General features: G+C 45.4%; 21 protein-coding genes. 3 read left to right on the plus strand and 18 right to left on the minus strand.

Going from position 1 to position 19646, the window contains the following annotated elements; all coding sequences use genetic code 11:
• Positions 1-344: 344 nt before the first annotated feature.
• The 15 genes from ACQCVH_RS15790 to ACQCVH_RS15860 form a co-directional block, all read right to left on the minus strand.
• The gene (locus ACQCVH_RS15790; protein WP_426836605.1) at positions 345-827 is read right to left on the minus strand and encodes a hypothetical protein; all 483 of its coding nucleotides are present in this window, start codon (positions 825-827) and stop codon (positions 345-347) included.
• A 64-nt stretch (positions 828-891) separates the two neighbouring features.
• The gene (ggt, locus tag ACQCVH_RS15795) at positions 892-2667 is read right to left on the minus strand and encodes a gamma-glutamyltransferase (protein ID WP_426836606.1); all 1776 of its coding nucleotides are present in this window, start codon (positions 2665-2667) and stop codon (positions 892-894) included.
• 320 nt (positions 2668-2987) lie between these two features.
• On the minus strand, positions 2988-3329 hold the full coding sequence (locus ACQCVH_RS15800) for a hypothetical protein (protein WP_426836607.1): 342 nt from the start codon (positions 3327-3329) through the stop codon (positions 2988-2990).
• A 45-nt stretch (positions 3330-3374) separates the two neighbouring features.
• Positions 3375-3644 carry a 30S ribosomal protein S14 gene (rpsN, locus tag ACQCVH_RS15805; protein WP_022544009.1) on the minus strand — a complete coding sequence of 90 codons (270 nt, stop codon included), beginning with the start codon at positions 3642-3644 and terminating at the stop codon, positions 3375-3377.
• 202 nt (positions 3645-3846) lie between these two features.
• Positions 3847-5355, minus strand: a complete 1509-nt coding sequence (locus ACQCVH_RS15810; RefSeq protein ID WP_426836608.1) for a tripartite tricarboxylate transporter permease — start codon at positions 5353-5355, stop codon at positions 3847-3849.
• Positions 5356-5367: 12 nt separating this feature from the next.
• Positions 5368-5826: a tripartite tricarboxylate transporter TctB family protein gene (locus ACQCVH_RS15815; protein WP_426836609.1), complete on the minus strand. Its 459-nt coding sequence runs from the start codon at positions 5824-5826 to the stop codon at positions 5368-5370.
• A gap of 15 nt (positions 5827-5841) precedes the next feature.
• Positions 5842-6846, minus strand: coding sequence for a tripartite tricarboxylate transporter substrate binding protein (locus ACQCVH_RS15820; RefSeq protein ID WP_426836610.1), 1005 nt, complete (start codon positions 6844-6846; stop codon positions 5842-5844).
• 201 nt (positions 6847-7047) lie between these two features.
• Positions 7048-7725 (minus strand): response regulator, encoded by a 678-nt coding sequence (locus ACQCVH_RS15825; RefSeq protein WP_094767739.1) that lies wholly within the window; start codon positions 7723-7725, stop codon positions 7048-7050.
• Positions 7722-9320 carry an ATP-binding protein gene (locus ACQCVH_RS15830; protein WP_426836611.1) on the minus strand — a complete coding sequence of 533 codons (1599 nt, stop codon included), beginning with the start codon at positions 9318-9320 and terminating at the stop codon, positions 7722-7724. The genes ACQCVH_RS15825 and ACQCVH_RS15830 overlap by 4 nt, the downstream gene beginning before the upstream one ends.
• A gap of 87 nt (positions 9321-9407) precedes the next feature.
• A complete protein-coding gene (locus ACQCVH_RS15835) occupies positions 9408-9839 on the minus strand; it encodes a DUF4362 domain-containing protein (protein ID WP_426836612.1) in 432 nt (143 codons plus the stop codon).
• A gap of 102 nt (positions 9840-9941) precedes the next feature.
• A complete protein-coding gene (locus tag ACQCVH_RS15840; protein ID WP_009793247.1) occupies positions 9942-10145 on the minus strand; it encodes a ChaB family protein in 204 nt (67 codons plus the stop codon).
• 75 nt (positions 10146-10220) lie between these two features.
• Positions 10221-10913, minus strand: coding sequence for an LrgB family protein (locus ACQCVH_RS15845; RefSeq protein ID WP_426836613.1), 693 nt, complete (start codon positions 10911-10913; stop codon positions 10221-10223).
• Entirely contained in the window at positions 10891-11280 is a 390-nt protein-coding gene (locus tag ACQCVH_RS15850) for a CidA/LrgA family protein (protein ID WP_426836614.1), read from the minus strand. Before ACQCVH_RS15850 ends, ACQCVH_RS15845 begins: the two co-directional genes overlap by 23 nt.
• Positions 11281-11354: 74 nt before the next feature.
• Positions 11355-12542 (minus strand): MFS transporter, encoded by a 1188-nt coding sequence (locus ACQCVH_RS15855; RefSeq protein ID WP_426836775.1) that lies wholly within the window; start codon positions 12540-12542, stop codon positions 11355-11357.
• Between the two features lie 108 nt (positions 12543-12650).
• Positions 12651-14117: an aldehyde dehydrogenase family protein gene (locus tag ACQCVH_RS15860; protein WP_426836615.1), complete on the minus strand. Its 1467-nt coding sequence runs from the start codon at positions 14115-14117 to the stop codon at positions 12651-12653.
• A 231-nt stretch (positions 14118-14348) separates the two neighbouring features.
• Here ACQCVH_RS15860 and ACQCVH_RS15865 point away from each other — a divergent pair, with 231 nt between their 5' ends.
• The 3 genes from ACQCVH_RS15865 to ACQCVH_RS15875 all read left to right on the plus strand — a co-directional run bounded on the left by ACQCVH_RS15865 (position 14349) and on the right by ACQCVH_RS15875 (position 17368).
• On the plus strand, positions 14349-16049 hold the full coding sequence (locus ACQCVH_RS15865) for a transglutaminase domain-containing protein (RefSeq protein ID WP_426836616.1): 1701 nt from the start codon (positions 14349-14351) through the stop codon (positions 16047-16049).
• A 149-nt stretch (positions 16050-16198) separates the two neighbouring features.
• Complete coding sequence (locus tag ACQCVH_RS15870) at positions 16199-16414, plus strand: hypothetical protein (RefSeq protein ID WP_148949282.1); 216 nt, start codon at positions 16199-16201, stop codon at positions 16412-16414.
• A 117-nt stretch (positions 16415-16531) separates the two neighbouring features.
• Positions 16532-17368, plus strand: coding sequence for an alpha/beta fold hydrolase (locus ACQCVH_RS15875; RefSeq protein WP_426836617.1), 837 nt, complete (start codon positions 16532-16534; stop codon positions 17366-17368).
• 111 nt (positions 17369-17479) lie between these two features.
• Here ACQCVH_RS15875 and ACQCVH_RS15880 read toward each other — a convergent pair whose 3' ends face one another.
• The 3 genes from ACQCVH_RS15880 to ACQCVH_RS15890 form a co-directional block, all read right to left on the minus strand.
• Positions 17480-18388 carry an ROK family protein gene (locus tag ACQCVH_RS15880; protein WP_426836618.1) on the minus strand — a complete coding sequence of 303 codons (909 nt, stop codon included), beginning with the start codon at positions 18386-18388 and terminating at the stop codon, positions 17480-17482.
• 509 nt (positions 18389-18897) lie between these two features.
• Positions 18898-19269 (minus strand): BlaI/MecI/CopY family transcriptional regulator, encoded by a 372-nt coding sequence (locus ACQCVH_RS15885; RefSeq protein WP_426836619.1) that lies wholly within the window; start codon positions 19267-19269, stop codon positions 18898-18900.
• Complete coding sequence (locus tag ACQCVH_RS15890; protein ID WP_426836620.1) at positions 19233-19553, minus strand: hypothetical protein; 321 nt, start codon at positions 19551-19553, stop codon at positions 19233-19235. Before ACQCVH_RS15890 ends, ACQCVH_RS15885 begins: the two co-directional genes overlap by 37 nt.
• Between the last annotated feature and the right edge of the window lie 93 nt (positions 19554-19646).

Here is a 19646-nt window from a genome sequence, read left to right on the forward strand (position 1 = left end):
TCAAGGGAGCATGCGGCAGGAGGAAATTTATGAAGGTTAAAAGATTAAGTGGGTACTTAGGAGATTAGGGCTGCAGTGCACTGAGGAACAATATTTTTGCTTGTTATGCGGGAGCGGTTGCCTTATGTAATTCACTTGATGCACTACTTGTTTTTTCGTAGTCTGAGTGCCTCATGTTTGCTTCTTGAGGCACTCTGTTCGGCTTTCACTACCTTCAGAGTGACTCATATCTTCCTCTTGAGGCACTCTGTTTGGCTTTCTCTCCTTCAGAGTGACTTATCTTCCTCTCTTGAAGCACTCTGACCGGCCCTCTCACCCATCAGAGTGACTCAGATGTCAACACACTATATCTCCCGAAGCTCCTCTGCCCGCTTCCGCATCTCTCTGTATGTCTCCTCATTCTGAAAATCCGCAAGCTCCAGGCCCAGGCTTTCAACCGCATAGTAAAGATGCTCCAGCCAGTCATGGTCCCCGCATATGATTGCTTCATCGCATTCCCTTTCAATGTAAGGAGAGCTGATTTCTTTTCCTAAGTCCCTGAAAATCTCAATCGACTCCTGGGCACCGGGCCAGTTCCTGTCCTGAAGGAGACCTGCAAGCCGCGGCAGCGCTTTTTTATTTTTCGGATAGCCTATTTTCTTAATGACTGCTACTCCATTTTCCCAGCAGGCTTTGCCATACTTTGGGATAATCATGCCGACTTTGTCTGCGGGGAGCTGTAATAAGATATCAGCCGCTTCTTTTTGTGTTTCTTCAGGAAGATGCCAGTTCAGATTATAAACATGATAGATGATTTCCTCATCCTCCATGTGGATATATTCACTCATAAAAATCACCTCGACCACTATTTTACCAGAAAAAGGCTGCGGAATTTCCGCAGCCCTTTAGTATCTAATGCTTCTTCTTGCCTTTTCCTTTCAGGTCAACACCAATGGCCGCTCCGCTCCTGCTGGAGTCAGCAACCCCCTTGAATAACCCTTCTTTGTGATCAATCAGGATGCTTTGAACATTGCCTATCGTTTCTGGTTTCTCTCCAAATCGATGGCCCATTTCCTTCAGCCTCTGCAGGGCTGATAAAGGTACCCCTTCTTCAAACCGGTAGGACGATGGGTTATTCGTATAGATCCTCGGTTCCTCAACTGCTGCTTTCAGTTCCATATCGTACTCTATTGTATTAATGATTGTTTGCAGAACAGAGGTTATAATGGTCGGACCTCCCGGCGATCCCACTGTCAGTACCGGCTTTTCATTTTTAAAAACGATTGTCGGAGTCATGCTGCTGAGCGGGCGCTTATTAGGCTGGACCTCATTTGCCCCTCCAGGCACAGCATCAAAATCAGTCAGTTCGTTATTCAGCATCACGCCAAATCCCGGCACCATGATGCCTGTCCCAAAGACCTGTTCAATAGTCGTTGTATAGGAAACCACATTCCCCCACCGGTCAGCTACTGTAAAATGGGTGGTTTCCCCATACTGTCTGTCTGCAGGCTGAGCTGCTGCACTGTAATCGGGCTTCCCGCTTTCATACTTCCATGGGTCGCCTGCTTCAGGTTCTGTATTCATCCTATCAAGCGATATTAACTGCTGCCGTTCTTTAATATAGTTATTATCAAGAAGGCCTTTAACTGGGACTTCTACAAATTCAGGATCACCCGCATAAGCGGCCCGGTCTGCATAGGCAAGATGCATGGCTTCTGACATGAGGTGATATTTTTCCCAGGAGCGGACTGGATATTGGGAAAGGTCGAAGCCGTCCAGTATTTTGAGCATTTGCAGGAGGAAGACACCACCTGAGCTTGGGGGAGGCATGCTGGCAATCTGATAGCCTTGATATTCTCCCCAAACAGGCTTATCAATTGTGGCTTCATACTTTTCCAGGTCTTCCTTCACCATTGAACCGCCGAAATCCTGGACCTCCTTGGCAAGTGCGTCCCCAATCGGCCCTTCATAAAGCGCCTGGCTTCCATCTTTCCTAATTAGCTTAAACGCTTTGGCAAGATCCTTCTGGATCAGTATGTCGCCTTCTTCCAGCGGCTCGCCTCCTGGGAGAAACACTTCAGCAGCTGCTGACCGGGACAGCTTTTCTTTATTATCTTCTATTGCCGCTGCCAGTACCGGATCGATTGGAAAACCTTTATCAGCCAGTTTAATAGAAGGCTGGATTAATCTTTTCATTGGGATTGTTCCCCACATATCCAGTGCTTTTTCAAGGCCTTTTAAAGTTCCCGGTACACCGACTGCCGTTCCGCCGGCAGATCGTTCCGCAAAAGGAATCGGCTTTCCATTTCCATCGAGGAACATATCCGGCTTTGCTCCGGCTGGGGCGCGCTCACGGCTGTTGATGATGGTTGTTTCTTTCGTTTTTCCATCATACACCATCATAAATCCGCCGCCTCCGATGCCTGACATCATTGGCTCTGTCACGTTAAGGGCAAACTGGATTGCCACAGCAGCATCAATGGCATTGCCGCCTTTCTTCAACACATCAGCCCCTATTTCTGAAGCAAGCGGATGGGCTGTAGAGACCATCCCATCCTCTCCCACGGCAACTTCACCATATTTTTCATAGGGGTCCTGCTTATGCTTTGCATCTGCAGCAGCAAGAGGAGCGAATACCAATAAAAAACTGGATAAATACACAAATAAAACACTGGCGGCTTTTTTCATCTTATCCCTCCTAATGTTGGTTCATTTCTAACTTAAAAGAAGGAAAGCTAAATTGGCAAATTTATAGCAGAAAATTAAGAATTTTAAATATATTTTACTATTAAAGTTAAGTATTAGTTAGGCCAAATTGCATTGAAAATTTGAGAGTTACTAATATATTCCAAAAGTTGCTAATAAAATCGGATACTTGCTAATAAACAAAAAAAGCTGCTAATAAAATCCATTTCCTGCTAATAAAATGAAAAACTTGCTAATAAGCGGCTCTCCCTCAATTCACCCGCCCCCTATACGCAAAAAAAGAGCCCCTTCAGGCTCTTTCTTCAAGAAATAAACAAAAACAGCTGTCTCTGCCCATCAGCATCCAGCCTATCAGTAAAATCCACCCACTTCATTCTGGTTCTCCGTTCTTCTACCAGCTTGTTAATCTCCCGCTCGATCATTTGCATTCTTTGATAGGTTTCCGTCACACTCAGGCTGAACTTTTCTGCTGCCTGCTTATGCGGAGAGTGCTTGACCAGGAGGCTCATGAACTGGTCGGAGGTTTCGGACTGCTGTGCAAGACGGTCCTCTATGTCAGTGACATATCTGTAAAGATCCCGGTCTTCATGGGGCAGCCCTGAGACAATTTCCCTGATCATAATATCGACGAGTCTTTCATTCATGCTTAACACCCCGCCATGTATAATTTGTTCCTTTAGTTTATCATATTACCAGCTTGCTTTTTTGACTCCAGGGATTTGTCCTTTATGCGAGTATTCCCGGAAAGCAATCCGTGACATCTTGAATTTGCGCAGGTATCCGCGCGGACGGCCTGTCACCTCACACCGGTTTTTCAAGCGGGTCGGGGAAGAATCACGCGGCAGCCTTCTCAGTGCCTCATAATCCCCCTTCTCCTTCAGTTCCCTGCGGATCTCAGCATATTTTGCGACCATTTCCTGGCGCTTTTTCTCTTTTGCTACTTTTGATTTTTTAGCCATTTTTATAAGACCTCCATGATTTAATTCGTAATTATTACGATTTATCAAATATAAAATAAAGACAGAACAGCCAGATCGTAAAAAATAAATCGTAACCATTACTATCTACAACAAAACTTATAGTATCATATATCAGCCTTTCGTGTAAACCCGCCTGCCCGGAAACATAAAAGAAGCTGCCAAAAGACAGCTCCCCTCCTCACTATGCAGCATGTGATCCTTTAGACGAACCAGACTTCTTTTTTCTCCTGAAAAGCGGCACAATCATAACAAGAACAGCGATGATCATGAGCGTCAGGCCGATCGGGCGATCCAAAAGGATGGCCAGGCTGCCGTCAGAGATAGTCAGTGTCTGCCTCAAGGCCTGCTCCATCATCCCGCCGAGGATAAAGGCGAGGATAAAAGGTGCCGCCGGGAAAGAAAAGATCCTCATAAGAAACCCAATAACGCCGAAAATCAGAAGAAGGTACAAATCAAACGTGTTAAAGCTTAAGGCGTAGACGCCGACCATACTGAAAGTTATGACTAGCGAAATCAGCATGGGCCTTGGAATCGTGAGCACCTTAGCTATATAAGGGACAAGGGGCAGATTCAAAATCAAAAGAAACACATTGCCGATATACATGCTGGCGATGATGCCCCAGAATACATCGGGATGATCCTGCACCAGCAGCGGGCCCGGCTGGATGCCCAGCACCAGGAAGGCCCCCAGAAGGACAGCTGTTGTACCGGACCCCGGAATCCCCAGGCTCAGGAGCGGAACGAAGGCCCCTCCGGTTGCTGCATTATTGGCGGTTTCCGGCGCGGTGAGTCCCCTGATGGAGCCTTTCCCGAATTCTTCGGGCTTTTTCGCCAGCTTTTTTTCACTGATATAGCCGATGAAGGAGGCGATGGTCGCCCCTGCTCCTGGAAGGACGCCAAGGATGAACCCCAGCACCGATTGGCGGGCCATCGGTCCCTTCATCTCCCGGAAATCTTCCCTGGTGATTTTCAGGCTGCCGATATTCTCATTTTCCGATGATGAAGTATTCTTCCGATTAAATATCAATGTACAAACTTCTGCCAGGGCAAAAAGCCCAAGAGCGATGATAAGGAAATCGATGCCTTCCAGCAGATAGGCGTTGTCAAAGGTGAAACGGGCTGTGCCTGTCTGCCCGTCGATTCCAATGGTCACGACAATGACTCCAAGAGTGGCTGAGATAAATGCCTTTAAGGTGGACCCTTCCGACAAGCTGGAAATGGCCGTCAATCCCAAAAGCATTAAAGCAAAGTATTCGACGGGGCCAAATGAAACAGCAACCGAGGATAGCAGCGGGGAAAACAGCATTAATAAAACAACACTGACAGTTCCTCCAAAGAAAGAGGCGATGGCTGCTATGGCCAGTGCCTTTCCCGCCTTCCCCTGCTGGGCCATCGGATAGCCATCGAATGCGGTAGCAACCGTCCCAGATACCCCGGGTGCATTCAGCAGGATGGATGAAGACGATCCGCCGAAGATCGCTCCATAATAGACTCCGGCCATCATCATTAACGCAATGGCAGGGTCCATATTGTATGTCACCGGGATCATGATGGCAATCGCACTGATGGGGCCGAGGCCCGGCATCATACCGATGAATGTACCGATAAAAACACCGAGGAATACAAATAAGATCCCCTGCAGGCTCAGTGCAACCTGAAACCCTGATAATAATCCTTCAAACGAGCCCATAAGATTCCTCCTTTAAAATGGCAGAATGCCTGCCGGCAGTGAGATTTGCAGTAAATAATTGAACAGCATGTAAATGGACAGCGAAAAGACGACCGAGACAATTGCATTTGTCCATTTTTTCTTATAGCCTAAATACCAGGTTGTGATAAAAATGAAAAGAGCCGTCATGATCACAAACCCGATCATTTCAAAAAAGAAAATATAGACCAAAATAAATGCGCAGACTGTAAGCAGTGTCGTGGCTTCGCCTTCCGGTATCTTCCGTTTTTTCTTTTCTTCTTCCGTCTCGGACTTTTTAGAAAAAAACAGCAGTACAGATAGCAGGAGAAGCAGAAAGCCGAGAGCTTCCGGCACAAAGTCTGCATCTATTGCTGCATAAGGATATTCTGGCAGCCTGAAGCTTAAAATAAGGTAAAACAGTGCAAAACCTATTAATACAAGGCCAATTTTCCGATTGATTGGCTTCAGCATGTATGATTCCCCCTTTTATCTGATCAGCTTCAGCTCATCAAGCAGTTTATACATTTCATCGTTTTCCTTCTTTAGAAACTCCTTGTATTCGCCGCTGTCCATATAGAGCTCATTCCAGCCATATTTCTCGCGGATCTTTTTCCACTCCGGCGAATCATTCAGCTCTTTTAGCCTTTCTTCATAATACTGAATTTGCTTTTCATCCATATTAGGAGGCCCAAAGAATCCCCTCCAGTTCACAAAGGTTTCATTGATGCCCTGCTCTATGGCTGTTGGGAAATCCTCGAGTGTATCACCCTTCAGTCTTTCCGGAGAGCTTACTCCAAGTACTTTGATTTTTCCGGCTCTCACCTGCTCGATTGTTTCTGAAGTACCGGCAGAATAAACGTCGACACTTCCGTTGAGGAGCTGTGTTAAGGCTCCGCCATCCTGGTCTGAAACATATTTGATTTTTGTCACATCCACACCAGCGGCTTTAGCAATCTTGATAAATTGGATATGGTCCATGCTTCCCGGAGATGAAACGCCAACAACCGAGATTTTGGAAGGATCTTTTTTCATATCATCAAACAAATCATTCAGGTCATCCCATTTTGCATCGGCCCTGACAGCAAAGGCTGCATAGTCGGCAATCAGATTGGACAGCGGGGTAAAGTCGTCTACTCCGTATTTTGACTGCCCATTAAGTGGTACAAGAATAATAGGCGGAGACGAGACAAATATATTATGAGGGTTGCCTTCCTTTTTCATCATATACGCCCAGCCGACGGCTCCGCCTCCGCCCGGTTTATTGATGACAGGCATCCTTTGATCAACAAGCCCGTCCTTTTCTAGCGTCTGGGCAACCATGCGGGCTGTGGTATCCCAGCCTCCGCCGGCTCCAGCCGTAGCCACCACTTCGATCGGCTTGCTTGGCATCCATTTGCCATCCTTATAAATGCCTGCAGCTTCCTTGCTCGAGCAGGCTGACATCATCACCATGCAGAGCAGCAGTGCTGCTGCCAGAATCATTTTTTTCATCAAACTTATGCTCCTTTCCATGGGTGAAAACGTTTTCTTTTTTGTTATTGTAAAAAAATCAGAAAAGTTTGTATCTATTAAACAAGTATTGAGCGTTAAGAACTTTGCGGGCTTTTTGTTCATTTTGTTCACGGGGTTGAGAACACAAAAAAGCTGCACCCTCATCAGCTAACATGGGGTGCAGCTATTATAAACTATAGACTATAATCGATAATATTTTCTCTCGGGCCTTCCGACAATTCCATATTCCAGCTCAGCTTTTGCTTCATCGGAGGCTACCAGGTATTCCAGGTATCTGCGGGCAGTCGTCCTTGAAGCGCCCATTTCCTTTCCAAGTTCTTCTGCATTAACGCCTTGCTTCATACCGTCCAGGATTTCTTTCACTTTTTTTAAAGTGAGTGAATCGATTCCTTTAGGCATCTTTTCGGAAGCTATTACTGCCGCTGAACTGCTGCTTAAATAATGATCGATTGCTTCTTGCGTCAGTTCACTTTCCCGGCATTCGAGTAAATCTCTTTTTTTGTTCACTTTGCGGATTGCTTCCGTGAAACGTTCAAAGGTTACCGGCTTGATCATATAATCGATCACTCCGTATCTCAAGGACTCCTCTACCATCTGTTTTTCATTGGATGCGGTAATCATGATCACTTCAAGATTGGGAAAGCATTGTCTTATTTTAGGCAGAAGGCTGCTTCCAAGCTCGTCCGGCATATAGATATCCATAATCAGCAGATCTGCTTCCTTTTCCTCGAGCAGTTCCAGTGCTTCTGCAGCATTCAATGCTTTTCCAATACACTCGATGCCGTATAATTTTTCTATGAATTGCTCATGGATGGCAGCCACCCGGTAATCATCTTCTGCTATAATCGCTTTGATCATTCTTTCTCATCCTCATATATTTTTGGCAGGAAAACAGTGAAAATCGTCCCCGCCTCTCCAGTCTTCATTTCAATCGTTCCATCCAGTTCCCCGACTGCCTGGCTGACGAGAGCAAGCCCATATCCCCTGCCGTCCTTTTCTTTTGTCGAGAAGCCCCTTTCAAAAATCCGCTGCTCATCCTCAGGCAAGATTCCTCCTCCATTATCTTCCACTTCAAAGATAATGTCATTGCCGATATCTGTAGCAAAGAAAGAAATACGCCTGTCCGCCATCCCTTCTGTCGCTTCTATGGCATTATCAATCAGATTGCCGATGATCGTAATCAAATGGGTAACCGTCATTCTTTCCGGCAGCGGTTCAACCGCCGAGCTGTCATCAATCGTAAAGCTTACCTTCTTTTCAGAGGCTTTCGCCAATTTTCCCAGCAGGACTGCCTGCAGGCTGCTGTCCCTGATCTGCTCGAACAGAATGAGATTTTGCTGATCATGGGCACCTGATTCCTCCTGGATCATACGGACCGCTTCCTCATACTGACCCAGCTGCATCATGCCGGACAGCACATATAATTTATTTGTAAATTCATGCGTCTGGGCGCGAAGGTCCTCAGAATATTGCCTCACTTCTGATAAAGTATTAAGCATCTCATTAATTTCGGTTTTGTCCCTGAAGCTGGCGACCGCCCCAATAACCTCATCGTTCTCAACGATAGGCGTCCGGTTCACAACGACTGGTTTTTCCTCGAGGAGTACTTCCACATCTTTTTCGGGCACACCTGTTTCCAAAACCTTATTCATGCCCGTTCCCTTGATAACATCAGCGATTCTCTTATTTACTCCGTCTTCATTTAGAGCGAGAATCCGGCGGGCAGAGGGATTCATCATCGTGATGACACCATAACGATTCACAGCAATGATCCCTTCTTTCACCGAATCAAGGATTGCACTCCTTTCATGGTATAAGGAGGCAATTTCATGTGGCTCCAGACCCATCATATCTTTCCGGATATCTCTAGCAAGCAGTGTCCCTCCTGCTACTCCAAGGAGAATGGCTCCAAAAGAGATGAGCCCGATTTTCTTCAGCCTGCTCAGAGCCTCTTCCTCAAGATCATCCAAAAGGAAACCCACTGACACAACGCCTGCAATATCCCCATTTCTATCCACTATTGGCGCCTTCCCTCTTATCGAAGGTCCAAGCGAGCCTGTAGCTTTAGATACATAAGCTTCGCCCTGCTCGAGGGCCCGCTCATTATCTTCTCCGACCATCCGCCTTCCAATCTTTCCGCCATCTGGATGTGAATAGCGAATGCTGTCCTCATTCCCTATCACGATAAATTCAGCACCAATATCTTGCCTGATTTTCTCTGCAAGCGGCTGGATCTTTTTTGAAGGATCTTCCTCCCCAAAAGCATCTTTCACACCAGGCATATGAGAAACCGCCAGCGCCACATAAAGGGCCTGCTTGCCCATACTTTCCTCTGTCTGTTCAAATTCTACATAAGCGTATAGCCCGGACAAAAGCACAATGACTCCCGCTATTAGCCATACAATCAATACGATAATCTTCGTGCGCATCGTAACCGCTTTCTTTTTTCTCATAAGCTGGCACCCCGAACTGTTTGTCTTCTATTATAATTGTCAATTTCAAATAGAGTGTCATATGTATTGGTGAAAACTGGACTCGCTTTATTTCGAGATTATCAAAATACTGTAATCTTCTTTTTTCCACCCGCAGCCGGTAAGGGTATAATTTGACTGCTTTTTCCCTTTTTCTATATTAACAGACTTGCATTTTCTTTCTTCAACCATTCCCGCTCCAAAACCATCTCTTCGTGTATCAAGAATAGAAAGAATGACTTGCCCATCATATTCAAGATCATGAAGGATCGGGGCGCCTTCTTCTGTATAACTTACCACCCTGATGGTATCTTCACTGCCCATTTGTATATTTGTAATGAATGAAAAGAACTTGTCAAGGTTATTGATGTCTCCGTGCATTGAGACAATATCATCTTCTGAAGGCTTGTAGTCTGGGAGTTTAGGTGCAGGTTCCTCCTGGGTTTGGCAGGACAGGAGGATGAGAGAAACCAATATGTAAAGAGGGAAGAGTTTTTTCAAAAAGCAGCCCTCCAAATATATATTATCTCAGATTATACCATTTGAAAGCTTGTCTATTAAATGAAAAAAGCTCGACCCTGTCACCAGGATCAAGCCTCTTTCCTATTCTTCCTTCTCCACCCAGTTATCATCATCGTCTTTCTCATACTTTTTCTTCACCGCACTCCACGCCACCTTGAAGGCTGTTTCTTCTTCGTCGTATTCTTCACTTGCTGAGTTGAAGGCTTCCTTGAAGATTTCCTGGGCGTGATGCGGCAGATTGTCTTTGACGGAATCCGGCAGTTCGCTTAGTTTATCGTATGGCATAGTGATTCCTCCTCTTCTCTTGTCCTGTTAGGTATTTTTCCTGAATGGCATTTTCTTAAACACCAGAAGTTGAAATCATAGCAGGAACTGGAGGAACGGATAAAACCATGGAATGATTAAAGAAGTAAGGATTGCGGAAAATCCCATGGCTGCGCTGGAGACTGCTCCCTGCACAGGGTCTTCTATTGCTGCCTGGCTTGTGCCGATCCCGTGGGCCACTGTTCCGATGCCAAGCCCTCTAGCGAAAGGATCGCTGATTCTTAGAAAAGATAGAATAACAGAGCCCATGACAGCCCCAAAGATACCGGCCGAGATGACGAACACAGCAGCAAGCGGCGGGTCACCTCCGATTATTCTGGCAGCTTCGATTGCGACCGGAGTCGTGATCGCTTTCACGGCAGAGGTCGCCTGGATTTTTTCCGGGAGACCAAGCACTTTTGCCAGCAGTACGGCCGATGTGATGGTCGATAAGGTTCCAGCTGTCAGACCGATGACAGCAGGCATTAATCTTTCCCTGATCACCCTCCGGTTATGATACAGAGGAACGGCAAGAGCGACAGTGGCAGGACCAAGCATGAAGGTCATGATATTTTTAGCCGGCGTGTATTCTTCATACGTAATCCTTCCGGCAAGCAGCAGAAGGATCATGATAAGTGTAGCTGTAAAAACAGGCGTGGCAAATGGGGAAAGCAGCCGGGCAGAAAGCGCCTTTGCCCCGATATAGACGATGATCGTCAAAAGGATGCTAATGAGTGTGATCCCGCTCACCCTTTTCCGCCCCCTTCCCTGAAAAATAAGCTGCCAGGCCGGAAGTTATGATTAGCCCGATGACGGTACTGCCGATAATCATTATGAGAAGCTGCCAGCCGCTCGTCCGAATCAGTCCCCCGTAACTCATCAGCCCGACAGCTATCGGGATAAAAAAGAAAGCCAGGTGCCGGTTTAGGAATGCTGCCCCCTTTTCGATCTGGCTTACCTTTACGGCACCGGTCAGCAGGAGGATGAATAAAATCATCATGCCAAGTACGCTTGCAGGAAGGGACAGGTGAAGAATTTCAACGATAAAATCTGAAACGGCGTAAATCATCCACAGCAAAAAAAGCTGCCATAAAAAGATAAGTGCATTTTTCACCATTCTAACCCTTCCCCCACTAGATAATCTACTATCCATAATAGAGGAAAAAGTGCAAAATTGCTTAGAATTTTATTCTATACATTCAGCCGTCGGACGGCTTTCCTTCCATGGAGGATCAAGTAAAGGACTGCAGCAATCAGGACAATCACTGTTCCTATCATGTAAATATAGCTGTAGCCTGAATGGGCCGCAGCAGTTCCGAGGATAAAAGAGCCAATGGCAAAGCCTCCGTCAAAAAAGACAAAGAAAGTCGCGGTTGCCGTCCCCTTTCTGCCTGCGGGAGCCGATTCCACTGCAATGGTTTGAAAACACGACACCAGCGTGCCAAAACCGATGCCGACAAATGCTCCTGAAAGCAGGAGCTGGAAGCTTGATGATGCCTGGCTCAGCATCCAGACGCCGATCCCAAAGAAGAGGATGCACGGATAAATCACTTTATTTTCCCCGAACTGATCAAACCATCTTCCGGTAAATGGGCGGGAAATCAATAGCGCTGCGGCATAAACGACAAAGAAATAGCTTGCTGCCTGGACGAGGTCCAGCTCTCTCGCATACACCGAGATGAAGGAAATGACGCTCGAATAGACAAAAGATAATGTAAAAGCAACGAATCCGATGGGCACTGTCTTACGTTCAAAGAAGTCCGACAGCTTCATCTTTTTCCCTGCTGCTGCCTGCTGGGTCTGCCTGTCTTGCTGTTCTTTCAGCTCCATCATCAACCCGCAGATAAGAGCAAGCAAGGAGCAGGCAATGCAAACCGCGAACAGTACGGTGTAACTGGCTGCTCCTATTATGGTCAGCCCGGCGAATGGTCCGATGACCATGGCAATGTTCATGAAAGTGGCATAATAGCCCATCCCTTCCCCGCGGCGCGCAGCCGGAATAATGGCTGCAGCAATAGCTCCTGTTGCGGTGGTTGCCATACCAAAGCCCGCACCGTGGATGACCCGGATAATCAGCAGCACAAACGGTGATTTAACAAAAAGGTAAAGGATAGATCCAGCCAGGAAAATAGAGGCTCCGATGATCAAAATTTTCTTCGGGCCAAAGGTATCAAGCCATTTTCCAGAAAACGGCCTGAAAACTATCGCAGACAGAACAAATACCGTAATAACGAGCCCGATTGCCTGCCCTCCGCCCTGCAGTTCATCTGCTACATAAACCGGCAGTGTAACGGTCAGCATATAAAAAATTACAAATACAAAAAAACTGGCAAAGGAAATATTGATAAAATCCTTTGTCCAAAGCTGAGGTTTTTCCAACTGTTTCACATCTTTCTCCTGATATATGGATATATTTAACGAGGGAAAAGCTCCCCAAGTGATCTGAGGAGCTTTTCCCTATATTATAGGATATTTTCCTGTCTTTTATTAGAATGGGAACTCACGATAAGTTTTTTGGACAGATACCCATTTGGTTGTTGTAAATTCTTCAATGAGCCAAGGATTTCCGAAACGGCCGACGCCTGAAGCTTTATTGCCGCCGAATGGAATATCCGGCTGCGCATTAACAGTCTGATCGTTGATATGAGTCACACCGCTGTCAATCTGCAGGGCATATTGCTGCGCTTTTTCAAGATCCTGCGTAAAGATGGATGATGACAGTCCATACTCTGTTTCAGAGGCAATCTTGATCGCTTCTTCATCACTTTCAACCGGAATGATGGTTGCGATTGGCGAAAAGACTTCAGTCTGAGCCAGGGCAGAATCATTTTTCACATCTTTGAAAACGTACGGAGTCAAGATGTTGCCAACTCTTTGTCCTTCAAGCGCAACTTTCTCACCGTTTGCAATGGCGGCTTCAATGACTGCCTGAGCCTTCTGCAGCTGCCTATCGTTGATCAGCGGCCCAACGACAGTTGCAGGATCCTTTGGATTGCCATAAGGAAGTGCTTTTGCTCTTTCGACGAATTTATTTGTAAATTCTTCAGCAATATCCTTATGGACAATGATCCTGTTTGTAATCATGCAGATCTGGCCCTGGTGGACGAATTTGCCGAAGATTGCTGCATCAACCGCCCGATCGACATCAGCATCTGAAAGGACGATGAATGGATTGTTTCCGCCAAGCTCCAATGCCACTTTTTTCAGATTCCTTCCGGCAATTTCCCCGACATGCCTTCCGACAGCGGTTGAGCCTGTGAAAGAAATGAAGCGTGGAATTGGGTGTTCCAGCAGATAGTCGCCTGTACCATCTGTTTTTGGATCTGTCAGCAGAAGGTTCAGCACGCCTGCCGGCAGGCCGGCTTCTTCAAATGCTTTTGTCAGGATGACGCCGCCTGTGATGCCTGTTGCGACATCCGGCTTATGCACAACTGCATTGCCTAGCGCAATGGCAGGAGCAATGGTCCTTACTGACAGGTTAAGCGGGAAGTTGAATGGCGAAATGCTTGTGATAACTCCCACCGGTACACGGTACACATGGTTTTCCTTCCCTTCGATGGCTGCTGGAACCTGGTTCACGACATTCACTTCATCTGCAAACTTAATCGCTTCCTCCAGTTCCTCAAATGTGATCTGCAGAGCGATGTTTGCAGCAAGGATCGTACCGCCTGTTTCTGATGTGTAAATGTCTATGATTTCTTCTTTATGCTCCTCAAGGTAGTCAATCACTTTCCTAAGAACTTCTTTTCGTTCTTCAGGTGTTGTCTTTGCCCATTCTTTTTGGGCTTTTTCAGCAGTAAGCATTGCCTGATCAATATCGGCTTCTGTTACCGTTTTGACGGCATACAGCTTGGAATCGTCATACGGGTTCAATACATCAATTGTATTGGCGCCGCTTCCCTCCAGCCATTTTCCGTTAATATATTGTTTAGTGTAATCCTTAAAATTGACCATAAATCTCTCCCTCTCCCTGAAACTTACTGCTGAAAGAATCATTATGTTGCTATAGCAACATTTAGGGTTGCTTCATCAGCAGCAATTGAATCTTAACATATAAAAAGTTGCTATAACAACTTATATGCTTAGCTGGCTAACCTCTTTCAAACAGGAGTTTTTACCCAGAAACTTAATAAGGGCTCTGGCCGTAGATAAGCTATAATGAAACAAATGTCTGAGGAGGAAGCCATGAAAGAACGCAAACATAAATATTTATTATTAACAACTATATTGAGCAGCTTCCTGGTCATCTCTGCCTGCAGCAATATTGAAGCTGATAAAAAAGAAACGCAGGCTGCCCAGCAGGAGGAAGATCAATATGAAAAACTTGCAAAAGAACAGAATGAGAAGTCAGAGCTGGAGCCAATTGAATTGACCTCCTACAGCGAAGAGATTGGCTTGCAACTGAAGGAACCGGTCTACAAGGAATTTACCGTCAATGAAAAAGCAGTTGTCCAGGGAACGATTGAAAAATCATCCAGCCTGAAATCTGACTTTGTCTGGATCAAACTCCGTGCAGATGAAGAGGGTCCGGCTGGCAGTGAGCACGAATATTACACAGCGATTGAGGATGGAAAATTTAAACAGGAGCTTCACTTCTTCAACGGTGAGGGAGAGTATCAGGTAAAGGTGCAGATTCCGAGCATGGATCAGGAAAACTACTATTATGATACTGCATCGTTCACGGTCCATAATGTGAATCCGCAGATGGTACGCGATGTAACATATACCCCTTTTGGACAGGAGGATGAAATCAGCCTGGATCTAAATTCCAGCTATGTGGAAGAGAATGAAATCTTCCGGCTTGAAGGAGATGCCGGCAAACTCGATGACAATGATACAGTGATGATCAAGCTGAACAAAGACTCTGATACTTGGACACACATCCTGCCGGTCGAACAGGGCAAGTTCGCTTACGATGTCCCCCTGCTGTATGGAAAAGGCGTCCACAACCTTGAAGTGCTTGTTCCTGACAAAGAACGGGAGAACTATTACCAGACCGCCAAAACGCTCTTGATCGACAATCAGTCAGACAGGACCATGAAACCAATCGAGTATTATGAAACTTACAGGGAACGCGGTGTCACGCTGGAGACTCCGCAGTTCGGGGGCGAAGAGTCCAATGGTGAATACACTGTCAAAGGTAAAATAGATCCTGAGGCTGATTTCGGACCTGAAACCACGCACATCTATGTTTCTACCAAAAAAGGTGAAGATGAAGCACTTGATGTCATCCCGGTAGAAAACTTTGAATTTGACGGCTCCTTCCACCTCCGCTTCGGGCCGGGCACTTATGAAGTAACGCTGAGTGTACCGGAAATCAAGGAAGAAAACAGTGACAGGTTCCGGTACTTCGGCTTTGCTTCTTTTGAAGTGGAAGCAGAAAGCGAAGATAAGCGTGACCTTCTGCCATCAAGGGGTGTCGAGTCAGAAGCACCAGAAATTAAGAGTCTCGCAGGCAAATTGACATCAGGGAAAAGCTCTGAGAAAGAAAAAATTAAGGCAATCTATGAATATGTCGCCAAAAATGTTTCCTATGATGTCGACAAGTATGAAAATAGTACATTCAGCTGGGATGACAGCGCCCTGAAAACGCTGGAAACGAAAACCGGCGTCTGCCAGGATTATGCCTACCTCGCCACCGCCCTAGTGCGTGCCAGCGGGATTGAAGCCAGAATCATTGAAGGTACCGCCCGAGGAGGCTTCTGGCCTTCCAACCATGCCTGGGTCGAAGGCAAATCAAACGGCAGCTGGATCGTCATGGACCCGACCTGGGGAGCCGGCTATATTCAAAACGACCAATTCGTCGCTAAATACACCGATAAATATTTTGAACCAAATAAGGCTGAATTTGAAAAAACGCATACAAGAAAAGGTGTCACCTACTAATATGTATGGAGAGATAGAACATTTAAGTTCTGTCTCTTCTTTTTAAAAAGGTTCTTTTTCATATAGGGCGAAAGACCATAATATGGTAGTATGAGAGTATGGTAAATTGAATATTCTGAAATAAAATTCATATAAAGGAGGATTTGAACATGACAGGTTTAGTCACTGTGGTTATGATTTTTTCCATTCCGCTTGTCGCTATCGTCACGAGCCACTTTCAATCACTTGCCAAAACTAAAGTGAAAATCATTGAAAAAGAGCTGGAGCTGGAAAAACTGAAGCATGAGAATTATTTGATAGAGACACAGAAGATGAGGATCGAATTGGAGAAGATGAAGCTGGAGGGGCCGTTGGAGGTTAAATAAGTTTTTAGTAGAGAGAGCTGCTGGAGTATAAGCAGCTTTTATTTATATATATTCTTTCCTGACAGGCAACATCTCCCACTCCCCGAATACATTGAATGGACTGGGGAGGAATGATGAATGGAACAAAGAGTGAATGTTGGCAAATATCATATGAACATCCGTTATTTTAATGAAGCACAATCTGACGAGTCAGTAGTGCTTATACACGGAATCCCTACAAACTCCCATTTGTGGGATTATGTTATTCCATATTTAAAGAAAAAGTACAAGGTAGCCGCTGTGGAACTGATCGGCTACGGCAAGTCTGACCGCGGCCCTTCTTATGATTTAACACTGCCTAAACAAGCCCGCTATATACTTAATGCGTTAGACCAATTAGGAATAAAAAAGGCTCATTTTGTCGGCCATGATCTTGGAGGCGGCATTGTCCAGATTCTTGCTGTCACAAAGCCAGAGAGAGTGAAAAGTATTGTTGTTATTGATGGGGTCTGTTTTTCTAACTGGCCTTTGCCTAAAGTAGTTTCAATCAGGTATCCTGTTGCAGAGGAATTCGTACCTTCTCCACTTTTCATTGAAAGGATGCTGCGGGAAGGAGTATATTATCCTTCTATGCTGAAACCGGAGCTGATCAGGAAATTCACTTTGCCTTTCAGCACTCCAACAGGTCCTGAAGAGCTGCAGCAGGCCTCATTTGCATTAAACCATCACCAGACTGAGGATCTGGTTCCCTCTTTGCCTCAAATAGAATGTCCGGCAACCTTCTTATGGGGGCAGCATGACCGGTACCTGGTTCCCTACTGGGGGCAGCTTCTGCATCAGCATGTCCCACATTCCGTTTTCAAGCTGATACCAAATGCAAGCCACTATTCAATGATTGATCAGCCAAGCATTGTTTCCGCTGAATTACTGTCCCACCTTAAAAATTCAGCTTCAAAAAGACAGCTACCCAATTAGCTGTCTTTTCATTGTGCTTGCCTCATTTTTCATCCCTAAGCACTCCACGGCTTCGCTCCAATTTAATACAAGCCATGAAGTAAACTCATAAGTGAACAGTATGTAGAGTTTTTATAGCTTTTTTGCTTGATTTAACGCCATATAGCCAGCGCCGATCACCCCTGCTTCTGCCCCGAACTCACAGATGGCAAGCTTCATTTTGCCTCTTAGATTTGCATATAGTTTTTCATTAATTTTATTGTTAACCTCAACCATCAGCCAGGGATTACGGCAGATGACAGCTCCGCCAAGCACAAATGCCCCTGGATCCATGAGCTGAGCGATGGAGGCGACAGCACTGGAAAAATGCTCAATCCAATCATTGATCACTTTAACGGCCATCTTTTCCTTATCTTTAAATTTTTCAAACAGGTATTCTGCGTCCGAACTTTCACCATATATTAGCTTACTTCTGGCATCAAGTGTCCTGCCGCTGCAAAGGGATTCCAGTGTCTGTTCCTTAATCCCCTCTTCTTCGCTTCCTTGGCCGATGATCATTCTGCCCGCTTCGCCTGCATATCCATTGTCCCCCCTGATCATTTGGCCGTTATAATAAACGCCCATCCCAATGCCTGTGCTCACTGTCATGTAGAGAGAATAGCTTTTTCCTTTAGCCGCTCCCTTTTCTGCTTCCAGCAGTCCCGCTGCATTGACATCATTGTCAAAGAAAACCTCAAATCCAGGAAAGCAGGATTGTATGTACTCAATTCTTATACCGTCCAAAACCGGTATGTTGTCTGCATCTTTTATTACTTGTGTCTGTCCATTCCAAGGGACAGGCAGGGCAATTCCAATTTTCTTAGCATTTCTCTGAGGATCTACCCTTTCAGCCATCCGGAAGATTTCGCTAAACATTTCATCTGCCGTTTCAAAACTCCTGGTTAATGCCGTCTCCAAACGGATAACCGACAGATCTTTTCCGATAAGTCCCACACGAATATTGGTAGCGCCAATATCTACACCAATTACAAGTTCATCCATTTCAAAATAGCTCCTTACACAGCAACTCTTTTTTTATAATTTTTGCGTAATCGCTCTATAAACAGTTAAGTCCTGCGTCCGTGCTGAATGGCAGGAACGAAACTCCATTTGAGTATATATACTTTTGGGGTCACCGATCTTCTATTTTTCTTTGCCCCATCCGACTGATACTAATTTTCTCATTCAGAGTAACCAGGAGCAAATATAATATAGATTGCACCAATACTGCAACTCTGGTGGATGCAGTAAGATTGACTCCAAATTTTTGAAAGAGGATCACAAATGGTTACTTAGTTCTCTTACCCAGCAAAGAGAAAATAATAAGCGGAGATTTTCCGGCTAAATACAGAATGGAGCTCATTCCGAGGTAAATAAGGGGAGATTTTCCGGTTATGCAAAATAAAATACCACATTTTTACGTTTTTTGAGTCAATAAGAGGAATTTCTCCGTCTATTTGAGCTGTTTTTTATAGAAATTTCTATTTAAGGGGAATTCTTCCGTCCATTAATTAGACTGGGTTCTTAACCTGATACCCTACCCGATAAGATCGAATCCTCTGAGTGCCAGATGCGGGGATCAGCATCTTTTTTTCGACCAGTTGGGAAAGTACCTTTTTTACTGTCTTGGCACTTAGCTTTAGATGCTTCTCGACTTCTTTTGGGGATATGTCATCTTCTTTTCGAATCACTAGCCGGAGCACTTCTTTTTCAAGAAAGGACAAAGAAGTTTGGTCCAGCTCATCACCCAGCCATTTGCCTATCACTTGCTGAACAACCTGTTGGCAGCTGCGGGGATTCTCTTTTACTTGATCAAAAGAAAAGCGGATGACGGTCCACCTATCAATCACCAGCTGGTTTTGACGTTGTCGGAAAATTGCCATCTGCTGATATTCTTTAGGTGAGGGCCATACCCGTCGACCTCTAAACAAACCTTAAAGCCGGGACGGATATAAGCAAGATCCAAATACCTTTTGCCATCCTTATAATCATCAATCTCATATTCAGGATGAAGATAATTAAACTGGTAAAATACTGGCCACCACACTTGTTTCAAAAACAGCATTTCAGCATGTTTGTGACCTTCTTCCAGGCGCCGCAGCCGCTCACCGGTTCTTGCCTGTAAGTGTGCATGTAAAAATGCCTGATATTCTTCTTCAAATCCCATATATCCCTCTCCTAACAATAAGAAAATGAACAGCATAGGCTTTAATAGCTTCCGATGAATCAAATCCATTATTGCTTCATTTGTTTTAATAGG

The sequence above is a fragment of the Bacillus infantis genome, from assembly GCF_050107595.1.
GTDB lineage: Bacteria > Bacillota > Bacilli > Bacillales > Cytobacillaceae > Bacillus_AB > Bacillus_AB infantis_C.

What these genes read in the sequence shown, in the direction of transcription:
- ACQCVH_RS15885 (WP_426836619.1), bottom strand. Translation starts at nt 19,269, where the DNA reads ATGGCAATTTTCCGACAACGTCAAAACCAGCTGGTGATTGATAGGTGG.
- ACQCVH_RS15860 (WP_426836615.1), bottom strand. Translation starts at nt 14,117, where the DNA reads ATGGTCAATTTTAAGGATTACACTAAACAATATATTAACGGAAAATGG.
- ACQCVH_RS15870 (WP_148949282.1), top strand. Translation starts at nt 16,199, where the DNA reads ATGACAGGTTTAGTCACTGTGGTTATGATTTTTTCCATTCCGCTTGTC.
- ACQCVH_RS15820 (WP_426836610.1), bottom strand. Translation starts at nt 6,846, where the DNA reads ATGAAAAAAATGATTCTGGCAGCAGCACTGCTGCTCTGCATGGTGATG.
- ACQCVH_RS15890 (WP_426836620.1), bottom strand. Translation starts at nt 19,553, where the DNA reads ATGGGATTTGAAGAAGAATATCAGGCATTTTTACATGCACACTTACAG.
- ACQCVH_RS15825 (WP_094767739.1), bottom strand. Translation starts at nt 7,725, where the DNA reads ATGATCAAAGCGATTATAGCAGAAGATGATTACCGGGTGGCTGCCATC.
- ACQCVH_RS15880 (WP_426836618.1), bottom strand. Translation starts at nt 18,388, where the DNA reads ATGGATGAACTTGTAATTGGTGTAGATATTGGCGCTACCAATATTCGT.
- ACQCVH_RS15875 (WP_426836617.1), top strand. Translation starts at nt 16,532, where the DNA reads ATGGAACAAAGAGTGAATGTTGGCAAATATCATATGAACATCCGTTAT.
- rpsN (WP_022544009.1), bottom strand. Translation starts at nt 3,644, where the DNA reads ATGGCTAAAAAATCAAAAGTAGCAAAAGAGAAAAAGCGCCAGGAAATG.
- ggt (WP_426836606.1), bottom strand. Translation starts at nt 2,667, where the DNA reads ATGAAAAAAGCCGCCAGTGTTTTATTTGTGTATTTATCCAGTTTTTTA.
- ACQCVH_RS15815 (WP_426836609.1), bottom strand. Translation starts at nt 5,826, where the DNA reads ATGCTGAAGCCAATCAATCGGAAAATTGGCCTTGTATTAATAGGTTTT.
- ACQCVH_RS15850 (WP_426836614.1), bottom strand. Translation starts at nt 11,280, where the DNA reads ATGGTGAAAAATGCACTTATCTTTTTATGGCAGCTTTTTTTGCTGTGG.
- ACQCVH_RS15830 (WP_426836611.1), bottom strand. Translation starts at nt 9,320, where the DNA reads ATGAGAAAAAAGAAAGCGGTTACGATGCGCACGAAGATTATCGTATTG.
- ACQCVH_RS15790 (WP_426836605.1), bottom strand. Translation starts at nt 827, where the DNA reads ATGAGTGAATATATCCACATGGAGGATGAGGAAATCATCTATCATGTT.
- ACQCVH_RS15865 (WP_426836616.1), top strand. Translation starts at nt 14,349, where the DNA reads ATGAAAGAACGCAAACATAAATATTTATTATTAACAACTATATTGAGC.
- ACQCVH_RS15800 (WP_426836607.1), bottom strand. Translation starts at nt 3,329, where the DNA reads ATGAATGAAAGACTCGTCGATATTATGATCAGGGAAATTGTCTCAGGG.
- ACQCVH_RS15840 (WP_009793247.1), bottom strand. Translation starts at nt 10,145, where the DNA reads ATGCCATACGATAAACTAAGCGAACTGCCGGATTCCGTCAAAGACAAT.
- ACQCVH_RS15810 (WP_426836608.1), bottom strand. Translation starts at nt 5,355, where the DNA reads ATGGGCTCGTTTGAAGGATTATTATCAGGGTTTCAGGTTGCACTGAGC.